Source organism: Leucothrix pacifica (genome assembly GCF_003172875.1).
Lineage (GTDB): Bacteria > Pseudomonadota > Gammaproteobacteria > Thiotrichales > Thiotrichaceae > Leucothrix > Leucothrix pacifica.
The window spans coordinates 36,247-57,998 of the sequence record NZ_QGKM01000046.1; the positions used below are offsets into that span (position 1 = coordinate 36,247).

21 protein-coding genes are annotated in these 21,752 nt (G+C 45.5%); 13 read left to right on the forward strand and 8 right to left on the reverse strand.

The window, feature by feature from the left end; translation table 11 throughout:
* Positions 1–85 precede the first annotated feature (85 nt).
* The 4 genes from DKW60_RS15135 to DKW60_RS15150 all read left to right on the forward strand — a co-directional run bounded on the left by DKW60_RS15135 (position 86) and on the right by DKW60_RS15150 (position 3,828).
* Positions 86–655, forward strand: coding sequence for a Uma2 family endonuclease (locus tag DKW60_RS15135; protein ID WP_109838501.1), 570 nt, complete (start codon positions 86–88; stop codon positions 653–655).
* A gap of 45 nt (positions 656–700) precedes the next feature.
* The gene (locus DKW60_RS24070) at positions 701–862 is read left to right on the forward strand and encodes a hypothetical protein (protein WP_219988778.1); all 162 of its coding nucleotides are present in this window, start codon (positions 701–703) and stop codon (positions 860–862) included.
* A 228-nt stretch (positions 863–1,090) separates the two neighbouring features.
* Complete coding sequence (locus DKW60_RS15145; RefSeq protein ID WP_109838502.1) at positions 1,091–1,717, forward strand: hypothetical protein; 627 nt, start codon at positions 1,091–1,093, stop codon at positions 1,715–1,717.
* Between the two features lie 209 nt (positions 1,718–1,926).
* Positions 1,927–3,828 carry a tetratricopeptide repeat protein gene (locus DKW60_RS15150; protein WP_109838503.1) on the forward strand — a complete coding sequence of 634 codons (1,902 nt, stop codon included), beginning with the start codon at positions 1,927–1,929 and terminating at the stop codon, positions 3,826–3,828.
* Between the two features lie 659 nt (positions 3,829–4,487).
* Here DKW60_RS15150 and DKW60_RS15160 read toward each other — a convergent pair.
* Positions 4,488–5,216: an abortive infection system antitoxin AbiGi family protein gene (locus tag DKW60_RS15160; RefSeq protein WP_109838505.1), complete on the reverse strand. Its 729-nt coding sequence runs from the start codon at positions 5,214–5,216 to the stop codon at positions 4,488–4,490.
* A gap of 339 nt (positions 5,217–5,555) precedes the next feature.
* Between DKW60_RS15160 and DKW60_RS15165 the strand changes: the two genes are divergently transcribed.
* The 4 genes from DKW60_RS15165 (at position 5,556) to DKW60_RS15180 (ending at position 10,829) form a co-directional block, all read left to right on the forward strand.
* Positions 5,556–7,901: an ATP-binding protein gene (locus tag DKW60_RS15165; RefSeq protein ID WP_109838506.1), complete on the forward strand. Its 2,346-nt coding sequence runs from the start codon at positions 5,556–5,558 to the stop codon at positions 7,899–7,901.
* Between the two features lie 88 nt (positions 7,902–7,989).
* A complete protein-coding gene (locus DKW60_RS15170; RefSeq protein WP_109838507.1) occupies positions 7,990–8,904 on the forward strand; it encodes an MBL fold metallo-hydrolase in 915 nt (304 codons plus the stop codon).
* A 99-nt stretch (positions 8,905–9,003) separates the two neighbouring features.
* The gene (locus DKW60_RS15175; protein WP_109838508.1) at positions 9,004–9,582 is read left to right on the forward strand and encodes a thymidine kinase; all 579 of its coding nucleotides are present in this window, start codon (positions 9,004–9,006) and stop codon (positions 9,580–9,582) included.
* Positions 9,583–9,638: 56 nt separating this feature from the next.
* Entirely contained in the window at positions 9,639–10,829 is a 1,191-nt protein-coding gene (locus DKW60_RS15180) for a Fic family protein (RefSeq protein ID WP_109838509.1), read from the forward strand.
* A gap of 59 nt (positions 10,830–10,888) precedes the next feature.
* Here DKW60_RS15180 and cobJ read toward each other — a convergent pair whose 3' ends face one another.
* The gene (gene cobJ, locus DKW60_RS15185; protein ID WP_109838510.1) at positions 10,889–11,665 is read right to left on the reverse strand and encodes a precorrin-3B C(17)-methyltransferase; all 777 of its coding nucleotides are present in this window, start codon (positions 11,663–11,665) and stop codon (positions 10,889–10,891) included.
* A 262-nt stretch (positions 11,666–11,927) separates the two neighbouring features.
* Here cobJ and DKW60_RS15190 point away from each other — a divergent pair, with 262 nt between their 5' ends.
* The 4 genes from DKW60_RS15190 (at position 11,928) to trmA (ending at position 15,690) form a co-directional block, all read left to right on the forward strand.
* Positions 11,928–13,103: an ATP-binding protein gene (locus DKW60_RS15190; protein ID WP_109838511.1), complete on the forward strand. Its 1,176-nt coding sequence runs from the start codon at positions 11,928–11,930 to the stop codon at positions 13,101–13,103.
* Positions 13,093–13,686, forward strand: coding sequence for an HD domain-containing protein (locus DKW60_RS15195; protein WP_109838512.1), 594 nt, complete (start codon positions 13,093–13,095; stop codon positions 13,684–13,686). Before DKW60_RS15190 ends, DKW60_RS15195 begins: the two co-directional genes overlap by 11 nt.
* Before the next feature lie 131 nt (positions 13,687–13,817).
* Complete coding sequence (locus tag DKW60_RS15200; protein ID WP_181389726.1) at positions 13,818–14,423, forward strand: hypothetical protein; 606 nt, start codon at positions 13,818–13,820, stop codon at positions 14,421–14,423.
* 178 nt (positions 14,424–14,601) lie between these two features.
* Complete coding sequence (gene trmA, locus DKW60_RS15205; protein WP_109838514.1) at positions 14,602–15,690, forward strand: tRNA (uridine(54)-C5)-methyltransferase TrmA; 1,089 nt, start codon at positions 14,602–14,604, stop codon at positions 15,688–15,690.
* 135 nt (positions 15,691–15,825) lie between these two features.
* Here the strand turns inward: trmA and DKW60_RS15210 are convergent, their stop codons facing one another.
* The 5 genes from DKW60_RS15210 to DKW60_RS15235 all read right to left on the reverse strand — a co-directional run bounded on the left by DKW60_RS15210 (position 15,826) and on the right by DKW60_RS15235 (position 20,425).
* Positions 15,826–16,596 carry a cobalt-precorrin 5A hydrolase gene (locus DKW60_RS15210; RefSeq protein ID WP_109838515.1) on the reverse strand — a complete coding sequence of 257 codons (771 nt, stop codon included), beginning with the start codon at positions 16,594–16,596 and terminating at the stop codon, positions 15,826–15,828.
* A gap of 1 nt (position 16,597) precedes the next feature.
* Positions 16,598–17,326, reverse strand: coding sequence for a precorrin-2 C(20)-methyltransferase (cobI, locus tag DKW60_RS15215; RefSeq protein WP_109838516.1), 729 nt, complete (start codon positions 17,324–17,326; stop codon positions 16,598–16,600).
* Positions 17,323–18,948, reverse strand: coding sequence for a precorrin-6y C5,15-methyltransferase (decarboxylating) subunit CbiE (gene cbiE / locus DKW60_RS24075; RefSeq protein ID WP_219988780.1), 1,626 nt, complete (start codon positions 18,946–18,948; stop codon positions 17,323–17,325). The genes cobI and cbiE overlap by 4 nt, the downstream gene beginning before the upstream one ends.
* The gene (locus tag DKW60_RS15230) at positions 18,906–19,547 is read right to left on the reverse strand and encodes a precorrin-8X methylmutase (protein ID WP_109838517.1); all 642 of its coding nucleotides are present in this window, start codon (positions 19,545–19,547) and stop codon (positions 18,906–18,908) included. Before DKW60_RS15230 ends, cbiE begins: the two co-directional genes overlap by 43 nt.
* 137 nt (positions 19,548–19,684) lie before the next feature.
* Positions 19,685–20,425: a precorrin-6A/cobalt-precorrin-6A reductase gene (locus tag DKW60_RS15235; protein WP_109838518.1), complete on the reverse strand. Its 741-nt coding sequence runs from the start codon at positions 20,423–20,425 to the stop codon at positions 19,685–19,687.
* A 223-nt stretch (positions 20,426–20,648) separates the two neighbouring features.
* On the opposite strand from DKW60_RS15235, the gene DKW60_RS15240 reads away from it, so the two are divergent.
* Entirely contained in the window at positions 20,649–21,245 is a 597-nt protein-coding gene (locus tag DKW60_RS15240) for a HupE/UreJ family protein (RefSeq protein ID WP_109838519.1), read from the forward strand.
* 56 nt (positions 21,246–21,301) lie between these two features.
* Here the strand turns inward: DKW60_RS15240 and nikR are convergent, their stop codons facing one another.
* Positions 21,302–21,709, reverse strand: coding sequence for a nickel-responsive transcriptional regulator NikR (nikR, locus tag DKW60_RS15245; protein WP_109838520.1), 408 nt, complete (start codon positions 21,707–21,709; stop codon positions 21,302–21,304).
* Between the last annotated feature and the right edge of the window lie 43 nt (positions 21,710–21,752).

The following is a 21,752-nucleotide window of genomic DNA, read 5'->3' on the forward strand; positions in this document are numbered from 1 at the left end:
ATGTAATGCGGGTTATTGTTGTTAATATTTCTGTATGGCCCTTCGCATGCTATTCTTTCTTTAAGTCCGATTACGTGAGGCCAACATGCAACAAGCACCACTTCTACCAATCAGCCCAGAAGACTACCTCCGTGGAGAGCGCGACGGTGATGTGCGCCACGAGTATGTGGATGGCCAAGTTTATGCGATGGCTGGAGCGGGTGAAAATCACAATATTATCGCCCTAAACATCGCTACCGAGCTTCGTAGAGCCGCACGTGGCACCGATTGTCGTGCTTTTATCTCGGATATGAAATTACGCCTTGCAGAACTGAACCGGTTTTATTATCCCGATATTTTGTTGGCTTGTGATCCCGACGATAATAACGCTTATTTCAAAGAACATCCTTGCCTCATCGTTGAAGTGCTTTCACCTTCTACTGAAGCCACTGACCGGCGCGAAAAACTGCATGCCTATCAGCAGATTGCATCGTTAAAAGAGTATGTTTTAGTCTCTCAGGAAGCGCAGCGAATTGAGTTGTACCGGCGCAGTGAGGATCACTGGCAGTATTATTTACTGGATGATCCGGCGGATATTCTACAACTTGAGTGTTTGGATTTGGCGCTTGGTATGGGAGTGGTGTATGAGGATGTGTTTGAACTGCAGGAGCAGTGAGTAAACTAAATTGAAGTGAAGTGACTTTGTGAAGGAGTGGTAACAATGGAAAAGATATTATTTGAAGACCTAAAACAGAGTCTAAAAGAAGCCAAAGCAATCAGAGCAGGGGAGATGAATGCCTCTCGCCGGTTTACAGTTAACTCTATTGATATAAAAGCAGTACCGGCTAAACTGGCTTGTCCCAGAATGAATTTGCTTAGATGATTCAGATCAGTACCCGCTCACTGCAGAACTGGGAGCAAAGCGATGTAACCCAACTGGGCCAGTAGCAAGGTTCCTATTTACTCAAAGATAGTTCTACCATTCTTATCGCTTTGAGCCGGCAATCAAAGCGCTCCTAGATAATATTCCAGTAATCTACTTTCAGCCAATCCTCTCATTGGTTTATAATATGATGCTATTATGATGAAAATATAGGTAAAAGGTTTTATTTTGTATTTGAGAATTGATGCGTTTTTTGTATTCGCAATTGCTCTCGGAGTGGTTGCCTGCGGTGGAGGGTCTGATGGGGGAGGCTCTGACTCTGAAACAACAGAGATTACTCCGCCAACAATAGTTCCACCAGAGGGGGATAACTCTCTGAGTAATGAGCTCACTTTGAGTTTATTGGAGGGTGTATGGCAAGGCTCGCTAACTTCCTTTTTGGAAGGCACAGATACCAAACAGTGTGAATGGGATCTCACATTAAACTTAACATCTAGACAAGTTCAAGGTAGTGGCGAAGTCCTAAATGGTGTTTTTTATGGTGATGTATCCGCAGAGCTGCTTTACGCCTTCGGTGAGGAAAGTGAGCACTGCATTTCGGATAGCTTTGAGCTTGATTGGAGCGCTTTTTGTTACAGTGCTTGGTATAAAAGCTATGTTCCCTCAGCTTTTATAGCTGCTGACTATACTTGTTTGAATGATATGGATCGTTTGGGTGGAGAGAATGTCGATCTGTATAGATCAAGCAAACTCAGCTATTTCCTAAATAAGTCGCGCCTAACATATGATGAAACAACTATCACAATTGGTAGGCGTAATCGTGATGATACGAAAATGATTTTAGAAAGGCAGTGACATAGATTATTCAAACTATCGAAGTGGATACACACATTCACAAAAGTGAGAAGTTGGCGAGATTATGTTCATGGGTTTACCTGAAATGGTTTCAAGCCTTAATGTACGAGAGTAAGTGATCGGGCTTCCATATCATCAAAGAAACTCTGTGAGCTCTGAAAACTAGCATGTAAGATAAATTGTGAAATGTCAGCTCAGGATTAGAATTAATGAAGAAATCGTACCCTAGTATTTTGATGCTACTTATTTCAATAGTCCCGTCTATTTGTGTGAGTGAGCAAACGATTCCTATCGAGGCATCCAAAGTAGAATCGACAGATGAATTAGGTAGTGCCTCGGCTCAGTATTCAATTGGTAAGCAGTATTTTAATGGGGCCGGAGTTGAGCAAAGCTATAAAACAGCCTTAGATTGGTTCATAAAAGCAGCTGCACAAGATCATGCAAACGCTCAAGCCTTTTTGGGTTATATGTACCGGAATGGTTTCGGAGTTGAGCAAAGCTATAAAACTGCCTTAGATTGGTATACAAAAGCGGCTCGGCAAGACAATGCAAACGCTCAATCCTCTTTAGGCTATATGTACAGGAAAGGTCTCGGAGTTGAGCGAAGTTACAAAACTGCTTTAGATTGGTATATGAAAGCGGCTGAGCAAAACTATGCTAAGGCTCAATCCTCTTTAGGTGATATGTATTATAAAGGACTCGGAGTTGAGCAAAGCTACAAAACAGCCTTAGATTGGTATACAAAAGCGGCCGAGCAAAATTATGCAAAAGCTCAATCCTCTTTAGGCTATTTGTACTATGAAGGGCTTGGAGTTGAGCAAAGCTACAAAACTGCCTTAGCTTGGTATACAAAGGCGGCTGAGCAAAATCATGCAAACGCTCAATACTATTTGGGCTTCATGTACAGGGATGGTCTCGGAGTTGAGCAAAGCTACAAGATCGCCTTAGATTGGTATACAAAAGCCGCTGAGCAAAACTATGCATACGCTCAATCCTCTTTAGGCTATTTGTACTATAAAGGACTTGGAGTTGAGCAAAGCTACAAAACTGCCTTAGACTGGTATAAAAAAGCGGCTGAGCAAAACTATGCAAAAACTCAACACTATTTGGGTTTCATGTACCAGGATGGTCTCGGAGTTGAGCAAAATTACAAAACTGCCCTAGATTGGTATACAAAAGCCGCTGAGCAAAACTATGCAAACGCTCAATCCTCTTTAGGCTATATGTACTTTAAAGGACTCGAAGTTGAGCAAAGCTACAAGGTTGCCCTAGGTTGGTATACAAAAGCGGCCGAGCAAAACTATGCAAAAGCTCAGTTCGGTCTAGGCTATATGTATTATAAAGGACTCGGAGTTGGGCAAAGCTACAAAACTGCCCTGGATTGGTACACGAAAGCGGCCGAGCAAAACTATGTAAAAGCTCAGTTAGGCCTAGGCTATATGTACTATAAAGGACTCGGAGTAGGGCAAAGCTACAAAACTGCCCTAGATTGGTATAAGAAAGCGGCTGAGCAAGACAATGCAGATGCTCAATCCCGTTTAGGCGCTATGTACTATAAAGGATTCGGAGTTGAGCAAAGCTACAAAACTGCCATAGATTGGTATGAGAAATCAGCCAAACAAGGTAATAACGAAGCTCAGTTTAGCTTGGGTAATGCATATGAAAGTGGAGAAGGCAGGCCCCCTGACCTTGCGAGAGCATTTGAGTGGTATGAAAAATCTGCCAAACAAGGAAATGCTAGATCTCAGTTGCAGCTTGGCTTTTTTTATAGAAATGGTTACGGTGTATTGAAAAATTTGAAGAAGTCTTTCTATTGGTTTGAAAAATCAGCCGCACAGGGCAATGCAGATGCTGAAACACAAATTGGCATTTCGTACTTAAGCGGTGAAGGCGTTCTCAAAGATTACAAATTAGCCTTGAAGTGGTTTTATAAGGCTGCAAATAAGAATGAAGTGTATGCTCAATTTCTCATCGGAACCATGTACTGTGAAGGGCAAGGCGTCAGAAAAGACCTTCACGAATGTGCCTTATGGGTCAAAAAGTCCTATGAAAATGGTTTATCTGTAGCTGCTGAAACTTGGAATGAATATGAGTTGTGGAATCATATTTGAGAAACTAGGGAATCTCTAAATACTCCTCTATTTGGTAAATTGATCTGGGCCATCAACAGAATGAGCAGGAATTGCCTAATTTTTTGAGGTGTAGCTATTCACCATAAAGCGAGATACGTGACCATTTAAAGTATGTGAAATATCGGTAATGGCTTAGCAATATAGTGTTAGCTCCAAAAAAGATTTTCTATTAAGTTTGTTCGAAGCTCTTAGATGAGTTCCATGGTTTAGTCATTTTGAGTGAATCGGTCTACTGGTAGCTTAGCAAATATTTGTCTGACATTTTAATATAGAATAATAGTTAGCACATAAATAAAACGATACAAATTGAAATATTTCAAGATTATGTAATTAAAAACTTACTACATAAAAATTCTAAGTTGGTACTTAGTTTTCGTTTTTTTAATTCCTGATACATTTTTTGATGAGCAATATTTTTTGGCGTTATAGAACTGAAGAAGATACGGATGATGCTATTTTTGTGAAAACATACAAGCCTAGTGTTTATGGGTTGGGAGATACAATAAAACTCGAAGTAAGCTCAATTTATTTCTACGAAGAATATATTGAAAATAGGATGGTTTGTAAGATTCCGCATCAGACCTTTATTCTTAATAACCTATAATTATGATTTTCCCCAGAAAAAACAATTTCTGGCTCTACATATCTCGTCTGATACTTTCCAAAGAAATAACTCTCGAAAATAGAATTTTTAAGTCTGCACTTGGATAATGGTCTAATTGGTTTTGCATAAAGTTAATAATATTAGGAATATCGCTATCTTTAGGAACAAACACATAGGAGACATCTGATGGCACAAATTTAAGTGACGAAAACTCTCGTGTCTTAGCATGTTTTTCCTCCAGTATGTTTTTTTCCTCAAACTGATCGCGACGAAGGTAGTTGGTTACTTCATCATGAGAGGGAACGAATCTCCACTCGGACTCCTGATAAAAATCTTTCTCTACAGGTACCCCCTCTTGAATCATTTTTCCTACAGTTGGTTTTGAATGAGCTATTAGGTATCTAGAGTCATCAGCAGGAGTATTTTCTTCGGCTTTAGTATTTTTAGTGTGTTTAAAAATTCGTTTCACACAACTGGACAAAGCACTGCCACTAGAAATATAAATAAGAGGATTAAGATTGTTTTTTTCAGCCCATGCTTTGGATAGACCAATACCATATGAACCATAAGAATCAACATGGTCATTAATACGAGCTAATGGGATATCGCAAAAACACACCATTGGAAAAGCCACAAAATCCTTACCTCCTTGCCATTGAATATCTTCAAGGCAATACCTTGGCCAAAATCCATTTTTCATAATATCGAAGAGTATTTCTTCATTTTTTGTGAAGTGAAATAAACTGTTTGAGCGAGGTCGCATAATTCCCCTGTAGAGTTAATTGTATGTTCGGCGGGCGATTATATGGGTTTTCAGGAATAAGTAAGTACATCTAAACTATTGATTCAACATTAATTAAAAATTTCAGTGACTTTAGGTTAAAGTCGAAAAGATTGTTTAAATTAACTTAATGGTTGTTTGGCAGGCATCATAGCACAAATATTGAGTGGTATGTCCGTTTTTAATCGAAAAGCTCAGCCACTAACCCCGACAAGTCAGTTCATTAAGCCCGCCAAAACCAACCCCACCCAAACCAAAGACAAATCCCCCAATCATGCGCTATCATCACCCCTAATAAAACTCAAATAACGGGGAACAAAAATGGTAGAGATATACGAAAAACTTGGCTTGTTTTACTTAGGTAAAGACGTTGATAAAACAACGCAAGAAGCCAGTGACGCCCTGACTCTGCTAAAAAACAAAAACTTCACCACGCACGCCACCATTATCGGTATGACGGGCAGTGGTAAAACCGGTCTGGGGATCGGCATTATCGAGGAGGCGGTGATCGACAATATCCCCTCGATCGTGATCGATCCAAAAGGCGATATGGGTAACTTATTGCTCGCAGACCCTGAGTTTTCTCCGAAGTCATTCGAGCCTTGGATTGCAGACGAAGCCAAAAACAAAGAACAAGATGTGGCGGAGTACGCGGAAAAAACCGCAGCGATGTGGCAAAAAGGCATCGAAAGCCACCATCAAGACAGCGCTCGCGTGGCGAAATTTGCCGCGATGGAAAAGACGATTTACACACCCGGCAGCAGCGCCGGTGTCAGCGTCAATATCCTAAGCTCACTCGATACGCCTCCTGCTGAAGTGCTGGAAGACAGCGACTCCTTTTCCTCGTACATCAACTCCACCGTCAGCAGCTTGCTATCGCTGATCGGCGTTGACGCAGACCCTGTTGAATCAAAAGAATACATCTTGTTGGCGCAGATCATTACCAATGCGTGGATCGCGGGTGATGACATCACCTTGGAAGACTTAATCGGGCGCATTATTGCACCGCCATTTAAGAAAATCGGTGTGTTACCGCTGGACTTGTTCTACACGCAAGCGGATCGCTTTAAATTCGCTACCAAATTCAATTCAATTATCGCCTCGCCAACATTCAAATCTTGGCTGGAAGGTGACAATTTAGATATCCAAAAGCTGCTTTACGATGACAACGGTAAAGCCAAGGTCGCGATCTTCTCAATCTCACATTTAAGTGATGACGAGCGTATGTTCTTCGTTACTTTGCTACTGAATAAGTTTGTGGCTTGGATGCGCAGACAAAGTGGTACCTCGGCGCTCAAGACTTTGCTGTATATGGACGAGATTTACGGCTTCTTCCCACCGACTAAAAACCCACCCAGCAAAGAGCCGATGATGCTGCTGCTTAAACAGGCGCGTGCTTATGGTGTGGGCGTGATTTTGAGTACGCAAAACCCGGTCGATCTGGACTATAAAGGCCTGTCGAATATGGGGACGTGGTTTATCGGTCGCTTGCAAACCACTCAGGACGTGGATCGCGTAATTGATGGTTTAGGTGGTCAAGTTGGCTCTAGCTACGATAAAAGTGAAATTCGTAGCCTGCTGTCGAATATGAAAAAACGCACCTTCTTCCTGAAAAGTGCGCATTTGGATGATATCCGTTTATTCAGCACGCGCTGGGTGATGAGTTATCTGAAAGGCCCATTAAGGCGCGATGAAATATCGGTGCTAATGGACGCCGCGAAAGCGAAAAAAGTGCAGACGGCTGAGGGATTGGAAGCGGCAGCGCCAGTGCAAAAAGTGGCTAAGGCGGAGGGTTTTGAAACCTTTACCGATCTTCATGACAGCATCCCGCAGTTCTATCTGCCGAACCTATCACCATCAAAACAATATGTGCCGATGATTGTGGCGGACTGTTCCGTGGGCTTTTTCAACCAAAGTCGCGGCATTAATGAGGAAGAAAACTACCACTTAAGCTTGGAGCTGGATGCCTCTGATCGCAGTGTTGATTGGGACGCTGCCAGCACGGATGATGAAACTGTCAAAGGCTTTGATCGCTTGCCGAGACGTGCGCCGGAAGGGGCGTTATATGCGGAAACGCCAGAGTTCTTAAATGAAGACAAATCTCTGAAGTCGACCACCAAGTCACTGTCGGACTGGCTATATCACGAGCATGAACTTGAGCTATTCCGCTGTAAAAAGCCTAAATTGGAGTCTCAGCCTTATGAGTCCAGAGGAGATTTTGAGGTGAGGGTGGCGGATGCCTTAAATGATGAAAAAGAGAAGGCGATTGAGAAGCTGCAAGAAAGCTACCGCAAAAAAGAGAAGGTGCTCATCGACCGATTGATGCGTTATCAAATTGCGGTTGAGCGGGAAAAAGCGGATACCACCAGCTCAATGATGAATGCGGGTGTGACATTGCTGGGTGCCTTGTTTGGGACTTCCCGTGCTTCTGTTGGTCGTGCTGGTGCGCGAGTGCTTAAGGCGCGTGGTGATATTGGGCGTGCGGAACAGCGTGTGCAAAAGGTGGAAAACGATATTATTGAGCTGGAAGATGAGCTAGAAGATAAGATCACTAATCTGATGGATGATTTTGATGTGAGTAATGTCGAGATCGAGAAATTTCAGATTGAACCCAGACGTTCTGACGTTCGAATCCATGATGTTGCGGTGGTGTGGAAGCCCGTCTAGCGTGAGGTGAGTCAGCTGGAGATATATGACTAAATCCCTGTTTCAGATACTCTTGGGCATTGCTTAAGATAATTCAGGAGAGGGATTTATGTTTAGGATAATGGCGTTTGTACTGTGCTCGTTACTGGCGAGTGTGTCGATGGCCTACGAGCTGAAGATTCACAAGGTTGATGACAATGTCTACGCGCTGGTTGGTGATTTAAGCCAACGCTCCACAGACAATCTTGGCAATAACTCAACCCATGGCGTCATTGTTACTGACGAAGGCGTGATTCTGATTGACTCAGGTGCGAGTTATCTTGGCGCAAAGCAGATCCATGAAGCCATTCAAACATTCACTCAGCAGTCCATTAAAATCGTCATTAATAGTGGCGGGCAAGATCATCGTTGGTTGGGGAATGACTACTTCCAGCAGCTCGGCGCTACCATTATTTCCTCGCTTGAAGCCAAAGCAGATCACCAAAACAGAGCGGATGAGCAGCTAGCTTTTCTGGAGTCCTTGTTGGGTGATAGTTTAAAAGGCACTAAGCCGTTCTTCGCCACGCAAACGTTTGATACTGAGCTGAAGCTGTCACTGGGCGGTGTCGATTTGGAGTTGTACCACTTTGGCCCCGCGCATACTGCGGGTGATAGTATTATTTGGATGCCATCAACGCGTATTATGTTCACGGGTGATGTCGTTTATAACAACCGCATGTTGGGCATTGGCCCTGCCAGAAATTTTCAGAGCTGGATCGATGTGTTTGAAAAGATGGCGAGCTTTAAACCAGATTATATTATCCCCGGTCATGGTAACCCTTCGGTGTTGGAGACTGCCACGATCAATACCTATCAATACCTCCTGTTTTTGAGAGCCAAAGTTGCTGAGATTTTGGATAACGATGGTGGGATGGTTGATGCGACTAAGATCGATCAGTCGGAGTATGAATATTTAGAAAACTTTGAAACCATTGCCGGGAGAAATGCTCAGGCGGTTTTCGAGCAGATGGAGTTCGACTATTGAGTTTTCATACGCCTGCATAGCTCTATGGCCAAGAGTCGATTAATATGGGGAGGGTCATGAAAATTGATCCTCCTTTTTCGTTATTAGCAGACAGGTAATATGGCTAAGCTCTACTTCTACTACTCCACCATGAACGCAGGAAAATCCACCACCCTACTGCAATCTAGCTTCAACTATCGCGAGCGAGGCATGGATACGTTCCTGCTTACCGCAGCGCTAGATGATCGCTACGGCAAAGGCAAAGTCACCTCCAGAATCGGCCTGTCACAAGAGGCTGAGCTGTTTCACCAAGAAGATAATTTGTTTGAGGTGGTGGCGGATCATCATTTTAATTCATCGGTTAATTGTGTGTTGGTGGATGAGGCGCAGTTTTTAACTAAAGAGCAGGTTTGGCAGCTGTCTGATGTCTGTGATCAGTTGAGTATTCCGGTGTTGTGCTATGGCATTCGCACGGATTTTCAGGGGCAGTTATTTCCTGGTAGCCAGTGGTTGCTGGCGTGGGCGGATATGTTGGAAGAGCTGAAAACGATCTGTCATTGTGGCACTAAGGCGACCATGGTGGTGCGGGTTGATGAAAATGGTGATGCGATTCAGGAAGGCTCGCAGGTTGAGATTGGTGGAAATGATCGATATGTGTCGCTTTGTCGGAGGCATTTTAAAGAGGCTTATTTGCGCTAACTAGCTTTGCCAAAAGTATGATCAGTTTGCTATAGATTTTGGAGTGGCGCGATTAGATGGTTTATTCGCGTCATTTTGTTAATGATTATGGCGCGAATAACTGCCATAATCGAGCCATGAACTATTTATGGCAACAGCCCAAATGGCCCGACTTTGTATACAGTATCAGTAATATTCCGAACGATGCTCTGTATCAATACTCCCAGTCAGTGGGTCGTTTATCGTTAAATCTGGAAAGAACAGCTGAAGATTTACGAGTAGATGCTGTGCTGGATTTGATGGTGAAAGAGGCAGTGACGACTTCAGCGATTGAAGGCGAAACACTAAATCCTGATGACGTTCGTTCGTCTTTGAAAAATCACCTTGGCTTAACCCATCCAACTATTCACATTCGGGATCCTCGGGCGCAGGGTATTTCTGCATTAATGGTGACGAACTATCGTGATTATGAGTCTGATCTTACCGAAGCGGTTTTATTCCAGTGGCATCGGATGGTGCTCCCAAAAGCTTATGATACCTGGGGTAGGCCTCTTAAAGTAGGTGAGTGGCGCACGGAGGGAATTGAGGTTGTTAGTGGCCCGCCACACAAACAAAAAGTCCATTTTGAAGGGCCACCAGCGGAGCGAGTTTCTGAAGAAATGGTGCGCTTTTTCAGTTGGTATAACCGAACTAATCCCATCAATTTATCGGCAGATCAAATACCCATGATTGGCCCGGTACGTGCGGCGATTGCTCATCTTTGGTTCGTCACCATTCACCCATTCGATGACGGGAATGGTCGAATAGCGCGCGCTTTGTGTGACCATGCTTTATCTCAGGATGCACGGTATCCAATGTTGCATAGTTTGTCGGCAGCGATTGATGGCAGACGTAACGAATATTATGAGCAACTTGAGCTCGTACAGTCAGCGGAAATGGATATTAATAGTTGGCTTTTATGGTTTGTCGAAGTTACCTGTGAGTCAGTAAAAATCACAGAGAGGATCATTGATTTTACGCTGAAAAAAGCGAGTTTTATGAAGCGGCACCAAGCCGTCCTCAATGAGCGTCAAACGCAAGTGGTGTTGGGGTTGTTCGATAATGGCGCTGACGGTGATCAGAAGTCAGTTAATAGAAATAAATACGTGAATCAAACGAACTGTGCGCCGCGAACTGCTCTGCGGGATCTTACGGATTTGGTTGATAAAGGTGTGCTGGTTAAATTGCCGGGCTTAGGACGAAATACTCGCTATGGATTAAACCACTAAATTGTCCAACAGCTTATTGGACAATTTAGTCAACTGGTTCTGCCTGAGGCAGGAGAAGATTAAAGCTTCTTACTATATCCACGCGGCGTATAAACCCACTCCTTAGACCCATTCACAATATGCCGTGATTCGCTATTCCCCACCGACACTAGCGTGAACATATCCACATCCTTAGCATCCAGTTGATCCAGTGTGATAATGGTAATTTCCTCATCCTCACGCGTCAGCTGGCGGCCAATCAAAACTGGCGTCGAAGTAGGGCGATACTCCAATAAAATATCCCGTGCCGTATTCAACTGCCAATCGCGCTTGCGTGAGACTGGGTTGTAGAACGACACCACAAAATCACCTTGTCCGGCGCTTTGAATACGCTTTTCAATGGTTTCCCAAGGCGTTAGCAAATTCGATAATGAGATGGTGCAGAAGTCATGGCCCAGCAAGGCTCCGACGCGACTGGCTCCGGCCTGCATCGCGCTAATGCCGGGAACCACTTCAATCTCTACATCTAACCACTCCGGATGCTGTTCTTTACCGCTAAGTTGTTGATCCAGTAGTTCGAATACCAAGGTCGCCATGGCGTAAATACCGATGTCTCCACTTGAAATAAGCGCCGTCGTTTTGCCGCTGGCTGCGAGGTCTAATGCCAAACGCGCGCGGCCGATTTCTTCACCTAATGGCAGGTCGTGGTGGGTTTTTCCCTCACAGATTTGCCCGAGTAAGTCGAGGTATAGGCCATAGGCTACCAAGTCGGAGCTGACCTGAATGGCGCTGGCTGCTTTTGGGGCTAATAACTGAAGGTCGCCGGGGCCGGTGCCCACTACAAATAATTTGCTCATAAGGTGTGTCTGTCTGGGTTCAATGTGGGTGCGATTGTACGGGAAGTCAGAGTGTCGCCCAAGAATCGTTTGCGGATAGGGTAACGATAAAGTTTATGTTTTGTGTATATGAAGTATACAGGGTACAATTTATAGTGGTTTGGTGTTGACGCTTTGTGGTTGAAAATCTACTATAATTCCGATTTTAACGTTATAATTGAAATATCATTTCCGTTTTTAGCGTTATAAGTGTAACTCATAAAAACTTTTCTTGGAGCAGAGCATGTTTATTCAGCGATTGTTAGCCGATGAAATTATCGAAAAGTTATCATATGAGCGCTCAAAAATAGTTGTTATTTATGGCGCTCGGCAAGTCGGTAAAACGACCCTCGTTGAGCATATACTGGACAAGACAGACTACAAAACGCTGCGCGTTGATGGGGATGAGGCGATTTACAATGATGTTTTATCCAGCCAAGACAGTACCAAATTAGGTTATCTCGTTCAGGGTTATGACCTGATATTTATAGATGAAGCTCAACGTATCAAGAATATTGGTATCAATTTAAAAATTCTGCATGAGAAATTCAAACATCTGAAAATTATTGTGACTGGTTCGTCTTCGCTCGATTTAGCCAATCAGATCAAAGAGCCGCTGACAGGAAGAACCCATACGTACCGGTTGTATCCGATATCGTGGATGGAGTTAGCAGAAAGGCACAACCCATTTGAATTACAAACGAAGCTGGAAGAACGCCTCATTTATGGTCATTATCCCGAGGTTTTCCAGCTGGAAGGGCAAGTGGATAAGGTTGAGTATCTGAGACATCTTAGCAGTGATTATTTATATCGGGATGTACTGGAGCTTGAGAATATTCGCCATAGTCACAAGCTCCGTGATCTTCTAAAGCTGTTGGCATTTCAGGTGGGATCGGAGGTTTCCTATAGTGAGATAGGCACGCAGTTAGGCTTGTCTCGTCATACGGTTGCGGATTATATCGACCTACTAGAAAAGTCGTTTGTGCTGATTACGTTGCGAGGGTTTAGTCGTAACTTGCGCAAAGAAATTTCAAAAAAACCAAAGATTTACTTTTATGATTTGGGTATTCGCAACAGCCTGATTGACAATTTTGCTTGGTTAAATAGTCGAAATGATATTGGCGCATTATGGGAAAATTTTCTGATCATGGAGCGCCTGAAACGAAACGAGTACAGCAAGCACTATTGCTCCAGCTATTTTTGGCGGACCTATACCGGGGCTGAGCTGGACTATATTGAGGAGTTCAACGGCGAACTTTGGGGTTACGAATTCAAATGGTCTAAGAATAAGCCGAATGCTCCTAAGGCGTGGGTTGATAATTATGACGGGCAGTATGAGTGTGTGAATAAGAATAATTTCTTGCCGTTTGTCTTACAACACATGGCTCATACCACAGGAAGCACCGACCATGACCACTAGCAACGAACGCTTGCAACAGCAATTAGCCTTTCTCACCGAAGCCGATAAACTAAAGTCCGTACTACGCGCGACAACATTGTGTGATGGCTCACGTCGCGAGAACTCAGGTGAACACTCCTGGCACATCGCCTTGTACGCCATGACGTTAGCAGAGCACAGTAACCGCCCGATTAATATCTCGCGCGTGATCAAGATGCTGCTGATTCATGACATTGTGGAAATCGATGCGGGCGATGTGCCGGTACATGCAAAACATGATGTTGCCGAGCAGGAAGCCAAAGAGCAAGTAGCGGCAGATCGTTTGTTTGGTCTACTGCCGGATGATCAACGTGATGAATTCCGTGCGATTTGGGATGAGTTTGAAGCGGCTGAATCGGATGATGCGATTTTTGCCAAATCTATTGATCGCGTGCAGCCGGTAATTTCTAATCTGGAAACCAATGGTGGTACATGGCCAGAGTTCAATGTTACGCCGGAGCAGTTGGAATCGCGGGTTGGGGTTAAAGTGACGCGTGGTGCGCCGGCGGTTTGGGAGGTTTTGCAGTCTCGGATTCGGGCTTGGTTTGGGCCTCATAAAGTTTGAGTACTAACAACACTCCTTTTTCACGGGTTATCTCATGGTTGGTCACGTCTGGTCACGTCTGGTTTTTAGTGTTTGCTATGAAAGGTAGATAGTATATCGACATGTTTTTGGTTACCTGTTGCTGGTGAGATATGAGCGTACAATTCTTTAGATGGCTTCTAAGTATGGTTTTATTGGTTTCTGCTGCTTGCCAAGCTGAGCCAAATGACGACTTATCTGTGCTTCTGGAAAAAATTTCCTCTGAAATGTCGATTAAAAACCAGAAAAGGGATGATCTCGATTTACAGACCAACGCGGCTTACATGGCCAAGTTTGGTCATGAAATAGAGCCATTTTTTGATAGTGATGCTATTAATATTGTTGTTCATCTTAAATCAAGAATTGGCAATTTAGATTGTTCCGATGTCGCTTTAAATGATCTGGAAACATTGCATATCATTTTCAAGAATTTCAAATACTTGGATGACATGTGTTTATCTGAGTTTGATTTGGAACGAGATATAGATTTTTTGTCATTGTATTCTAGTGATGCCTCACTCGTTGCACTACTTGAAAAGTATGATTCCATGAAAGGAATCTTGCCAATCTCAGAGAGGGAGCTATACGATATGGCTTTTATTTACTGTGGCAAACAAGTTTTGAATTTTCTCGAGCAAAGAGATGTGACAGAAGGAGTTGTATTTGATCAAGCTGACTTTGAGCTTAGGGAGTCGTCTGAATTACATTCTTGCATTTAGTGATCCGGAAGTAGGTATGCCTTTGCCCTTTGTATGTCACCTTACTCTGATACGGTGATGCTTGTGTTCCTAAAAAAGCCTGCTACCGAAAAAATCAATCAGAAAAATCTAACGAACCCCTCACATTTTTGATAGATTGCCCACCTCTAACCAAACCGCCTAACGTACGACACCATCTATGCACTCAAACAACTTTCAGCCCGAGCAATATGAATCCCTGTGGCAGCAAAAAACTGTCGAAACACGTTCGTTGTTTGGTGACTTAGCCATTCCAGAGCCAGAAATTCACGCATCACCCAACAGTGGTTTTCGCATGCGTGCTGAATTTAAAGTCTGGCATGAGGGCGACGAGTGGAACTACGGCATGTTTGAAAAAGGCACCAGCCATACGCCTTACAAAGTCACAGAATTCCCGATTGCCAGTGCTGCGATCCAAGCCCTAATGCCACGTTTGAGAGAGGCGATGCATGGTTCTGACCAACTCAGTCGCCGACTCTTTCAAATAGACTTTTTAAACACGCTACATGGCGACATGTTAGTCACCTTGCTGTATCACAAAAAGTTTACCGATGAATGGCTAGAGAAAGCACAACAACTTGCTTCACAGCTCGATATCAAAATTATCGGACGTGCCCGCAAGCAAAAGATTTGTACCCATGATGACTGGGTGTTGGAGGCTTTGGAAGTGCAAAACGAAACCTTCTACTACCAGCAAAAAGAAGGCAGCTTCACTCAACCCAATGCCTACATCAATCAGGGAATGCTCAACTGGGCCTGTGAACAAGCCGGCCAAAACAACGATGATTTACTGGAGCTTTACTGCGGCAACGGGAATTTCACATTACCGCTGTCCCGTCGGTTTAATAAAGTACTCGCTACAGAAATTAGTAAAACTTCAATCAATAGCGCGCTGTTTAACTGCGATAAAAATGACATTAACAATATCGAATTTGTGCGCATGTCGAGTGAGGACTTTACGGATGCACTTAATGGTGTACGGGCATTTCGCCGCTTGAAAGGTGTGGAGCTGGATGACTATGACATCAATACAGTATTGGTTGATCCGCCACGTTCAGGGCTTGATGATGGCACGCTTGAACTAATCAGCCGGTACTCACGAATTGTGTATATTTCGTGTAACCCTGAGACGCTGGTAAACAACTTAAAGGCACTTGAGGCTGAGTTTAAAATAGAGAAATTGGCTTTCTTCGACCAGTTTCCTTATACGCACCATGTTGAGACTGGCGTGGTGCTGACGAAGCGGTGATTTTTTAGAGCAGGACGACAAAGCACTGACTCACTTAAGGACAAGATAGTATCGTCTGAAGTTTAGCGTGCTTCAAAGCGCAAATGCTGCATGCAAATTGACAGGTAATGATTGAGCGAGTTAAGGCTTAGCTCATCAAGCATGAGGCGATGCCGGATAACTCCGTGCAATCGCACAAGTCGCCCGCGCTGTTTTCTGCTTAACCAGCACTAATTCGGCTGTCTCACCCGTGATCTGCTGTGCAGCATATAGCGCTGCAGATTCCGCCACACCATTCACCCCAACCACGCTAAACACATAATCCGAGCGTGTACTCAGAAGCTCATCAACTGTATTCAGCGCTGCAGCATCGTAAGTATTAAACGGCTTATCAAGGTGTTGTGACAGTGTAATCAAGCCCGCTTCATCAGCCTTAATATCGATACTGTTGATGTCCTGAATCTGCGCCATTTCCAAACCTGCTTGCGCCAGACAATTGGATAATAATTCTGCGAGATGATCTGCCGGACAACCTCTCTCACAGCCCATACCCACGCTATAAACCGGTTTTAAATAAGGCTTGGCTGTGGTCATTACCAACCGCGCTCCCAGAATATCAGCCACCTCAGCCGCCCAGTCATTAGCACCACCTTCATGTCCGGAGAGTAGAGGAATCACAAATTGCCCCAATTCATCCAACACCAACACGGCGGGGTCGCTGTGTTTGTCTTGCAGCACTGGCGCGAGTGTGCGCACGGCGATACCGGTAGCGCAGATCAAAATGAGGCGTTCACCCAAGCAAAAAGCATCCTGCACACTGGCGGAAAAAGGCTTTGGTTTGTGCCAGTGTTCGCTGTCGTCGATTGCTGCGTGAAGGCGCTCGCCTAAGATTTTACCTGCGTCAGTCAGGGAAATAATCCGAACCATATTAGCCACGATCCCGCTGTTCACGAATCACCACAAATACTGAAAAATATGGCCCTTTAGTGTGTTCCAGTGTCGTCACATCACGCACAATTTTTTCCTGCTCACGACTAATATATTCCAGATAATGTGCATCGGCAGTGCGCTTGGTTTCTTCCAGAATATCCAATAAACGCGGGCGGGAACTGCCAGCTTTCATAATTACCACGGTGTCGTGATTCAATAGCGTGTCGCGAATATGCGCATCACTATGGCGGCCACTAATCACGGCAAATGATTCTTTGAGCAGCGTTAATGGCTTTAATAATGCCGCTGATGAGGAGTGTACAGAGGAAATTCCCGGCACGACCTGACAGGTGTAATCGTCTTCGAGCCGATCCAGTAAGTACGCAAACGAGCCAAAAAATAACGGATCACCTTCACAGAGAAACACCACATTTTGCCCCTTATCCAAAGCATCGCGAATCTCTACGGCAGCAGCGTCATACGCTTCATTGGCCAAGGTGCGGTCTTTTGACATCGGCATCGGCACAGCAATTTCAGCCGGTGCTTTAGGTGCTGACTCAATGCTTTGCGACGCGATTTGTCGCGCTTGTGAGCGGCCACCGTCGATACCGATATAGCTAATCACATCTGCTTCATGGATCAGGCGGTGCGCCTTGAGCGTCATTAACTCCGGATCACCGGGGCCGACACCGACGCCGTAAAATATGCCACGGGATTGTTGTGTCATGATGTGTTTACCACTGTTTTGGTGAATTTGAATAGCGTGACTGTCAGGCTAGGGCGGTAGAGTAATTGCCCCGCAAGCTGACCGCCTTTACTGATGGCGACTTGCAGTGTTTCTACATCGCACCGATTGGGCGTGCGGTCAGACATGCTCTGTGCAAATTGGATGAGCTGCACTCGGCTAGTTTCCATGACTGCACTGGCGACGATCACGCCATTTAGCGGCAAGTCCTCCCATAGCGATTCCAGCAGATTTGGCAATTCACCATCACTACCGCCAATGAATATTTTATTTGCTGCGGGCAAGTCCGAGAGCACTTCTGGCGCACGTCCATTGACCGGCTTGAGATTATCGACCACACCAAATCGTTGTTGATTCTGCTGCAAACAATCGAAGCGTATAGCGTGGTGTTCGATGGCATGAACCGTTCCTAATGGATTCCACAGTGCCCATTCCACGGCAACGCCACCACAGCCTGCACCAATGTCCCAGCCGATATCGCCGGGTGCTGGTTGCAGTAATGAGAGGATTGCCAGCCGCACTTCGCGCTTGGTGATTAGGCCGCGACCGGCTTCGCTATCGGTAATGAAATGTTGGTCGGGGATGCCGGGGAAACTAGGTAAATATTTTGATTGGCCGATAACTTTGATAATGGTGACTTGGAGCGGGTCAAAGCTCAAAGTTTGCTTGGCTTGGCGTGTTAATTCTGATTTCATTTCAGCGGATTCAGCGGATTCAGCGGATTCAGCGGAGTCGCCATCGCCACTCTCATCGCTTGAGTGGTTTGATGCTTGAAATTTGGAGTCGACACATGATGCGTTGCATGCACTTAACTCCGAAGCCGTAAACTCACGCACCAGCTGATCCTGATACCCCAACCGCTCACAAACCCACAGTCGTGATTCACCAAAACCAGCCTCATCACAGAGCGCCGCCAATGTCTGCGGTGTACTGTGCTGATCGGTCAAAATCACCAAATACTGTTGCTGTGCCAGATGACGACGCAGTGTCAAAACCGGCCGCCCGTGAAGGCTAATCACCTTGGCATCTTGCAGTGATAAACCAATCGCGTGGCAAGCCGCTTGAATGCTGGATACCGCCGGATAAAATCGCAATTTCTCCGAGGTAAATTGCTTAGACAGCCAACGACCAATACCGTAATAGAGCGGATCTCCTGAAGCGAGTATCACCACTTGCTCCGCACCCGATTCATCAATCATCGCTTTGAGCTGATTAAGCTTTGGCAAAACCTCCATCCGCTGATTCAATGCTTGGGATGCTTGGGATGCTTGGGATGCTTGGGATGCTTGGGATGCTTGGGATGCTTGGGATGCTTGGGATGCTTGGGATGCTTGGGATGCTTGTGGTTGCTGCGACTTTGCCGCCTCCAATAACGGCTTAACAATTTCCAACTGTCGCTCAGAGCCAATCACTAACTCTGCACTCAATAGAGCTGCACGCGCCTCATCCGAGAGCTGTTCCGTCTCCGTTACACCCAAACCAACCACATGAATCAACGGCTGGTTAGCCTCGGAATCACTAGACCTGTTCGATAATTGGCTAATCTCATTATCCACAACAATTAATACCACTCGCCCTTCAAACACCGCAGCAAAGCATTGCAAGTCGCAGCCGACACCGCACTGCCACCCATTCGCCCCAGCAGCGTAATACACTCAATTCCTAGTTGCTCATGCACATCCCAAAGCGCCTGTTTAGACTCCGCCGCGCCCACAAACCCCACGGGCATCCCAATAATTAATGCCGGTTTTGGCGCACCTTGCTCAATCATTTCCAACAAACGAAACAGCGCCGTCGGCGCATTACCAATAATCACCACGCTACCCGTCAGTTTCTCCTGCCAATAGTGCAGGGCGGCCATGGATCGCGTCTCGCCACTGTCTTTAGCGCGCGCAACCGTTCTGGGATCATTGAGATAGCACAGCGGTGGTTGCGCAATCATGCGCTTGGTCACGCCTTGTTTCACCATCTCCACATCACACAAAATCGGCGCATTCGCTGCCAGTGCCGCCAAACCACTTTCACAAGCATTGGCACTAAAACGCACTTGCTCAGCCACTTCAGGAATGCCGACGCTATGCACAATCCGCATGACCACTTGCTGTTGTTCACGGCTCAGTCCATCAAGATTAGTCAGCTCTCGGATCTGCCGGAAGCTTTCTTGTTCGATGCTCTGCGGAGAAATAATGTAGTCAAAAGGCATGTCGTGCTCATTCAGGGAGGTGGGCGTTGATTATAACGTAATGCGTGGTTAGCACTATCAGTGAGATTGAGGTGTATGGGGTTATTTGGATAACAAATCATTCCACTAAATTTACGGGTGAGTTGTCAGAAAAAAGCTCAACCTTGCTGCAACACAGACCCAACTAGCTCAGAAATACTATCGAATGTACTGCCTAGCACAGCCGCCGGTGGTCTCTCCAGCAACAGCACCGGAATTTGCAATTGTCTGACAGCGAGCAGCTTAGCAGGCAAGTTACCACCACTGTGTTTGCTAACAAGTACTTCAATTCGGTGCGATTCCAGCAACGCGATTTCATCATCTAACGCGAACGGCCCGATACCCTGAGTCCAGTCAACCCAGTCCGGCACTAAGTGCTGCGGAATAACCGCTGTACGATGCAGAAAACGCTGGTTTTCCTGACGATGCATAATCAGCGCAGCCAGCATGGATTCGGTCAATTGCCCCTGCGTTAAAAACACCGATGAATACGGGCGCAGCTGGCGTAATAATTGCCCCCAATCTGCGAAGGATTGCCAGTGATCATCAGGTGTTGGCAGCCAATCAGCGCGTCGAAATCGCCAATAATGCGTACCGGTTTGTTGTGAAACGCGCTCGGCAGTTTGCGTCATGGTCTGTGCAAAGGGGTGGGTCGCATTGATAATATCGGTGATGCCTTGTTCGCGCACAAACTGAGCCAGCCCGCCACGCTTGGAAAAGCCACCACTGACCACTTCACACGGCAAATCAGGCTGTCGCACAATGCCTGCGAGGCTGTAGATAACCGTCACGCCTTGCTCGTGCAGGGCGCGTGCAATGGCTTTGGCTTCGTGTGTGCCGCCGAGGAGTAAAATTTTCATGATAAATCTGAGTGATGTAGTACGTAAAAGCTTACCGTAAATTAAGCATGAGGCGCTTTAAATTTTTTAAAATGAGAAGTATGTTCATTATCAGTTACGCCATTCTCTGTACTGCTAAAATAATGTTGTTCCAGCCATTGCAAAGCCTCTAATGATGCAATACTCTACCCTAAAGTATGAAGAATTAATTATTCGTATTATTTTAAATATTAGGAGCTATAAAATGCATGGATTGAAACGCCTCATGGCAGTTAGTCTTGGACTATTTATTCTGAGTTTGACCTCTGTAGCCGTTGCGCACGATGGCACAGGTATTGCCGGTGGTTTCCTGAGTGGTTTCACTCACCCAATCGGTGGTTTAGATCACGTCACAGCAATGTTTGCCGTTGGTTTATGGGGCTTCTTTTTAGGTCGTCCGGCGATGTGGATTTTGCCTGTTGTATTCCCATTAGTCATGGCAGGCGGTGGCGTTTTAGGTCTGCTGGGTGTACCGGTTCCAATGATTGAGCCAGGTATTGCCGTTTCATCTATCGTGCTGGGTCTGTTGATTGCCTTGGCTGTTAAAGCACCGCTATGGGTTGCATCAATCATCGTTGGTGCGTTCGCTATTTTTCACGGTTACGCACACGGTGCGGAGCTACCATCAGCTGCAAATCCACTGGCATATAGCGTTGGTTTTGTGATCTCAACGGGTCTGCTGCACTTGGCTGGTATCGCGTTTGGTGAGCTGGGTCGCTTCTCTTGGGGCAAATATGTGGTACGTGCAGGCGGTGGTTTAATCGCGCTGGCAGGTGTTGGTTTTCTAACCGGCGCTATCTAATTCACGCCAGACAAAACCTCTGGAAAGTCGAGTGAGTCTGTCGGTTAATCGGCAGATCACTCTTCTTTCATCGGCACCATAAACAGTCGACCATGTAACACTCCCGGTTGACTGATCACGCCATCTGCAAACGCCTGTATATCAGGCGTTTTGCCTTTCAGTACAACACTCTCCAGACACCGATCATGATTTAGGTGTACATGCAGAGTGGACAAACTAATGTCATGATGCCCGTGGTGCCTATCCGTCAGGCGGCGCGCCAAATCCCGCTCGTGATGGTCATACACATAGCTCAGACAACCCACACTTTCACTATCTGGCTCGGTTTCTACACGTTCCTGATTGAGCTTTCCACGAATCAAATCGCGAATCGCCTCGGAGCGGTTTTTATACCCTTTTCGGGCGATAAACGACTCGAATTCTTCCGCTAACTCATCTTCCAATGAGACTGTAAATCGCTCCATCGTTATCTCTCCCCAGATTAATGGATCCAGCGTTACCGATCAT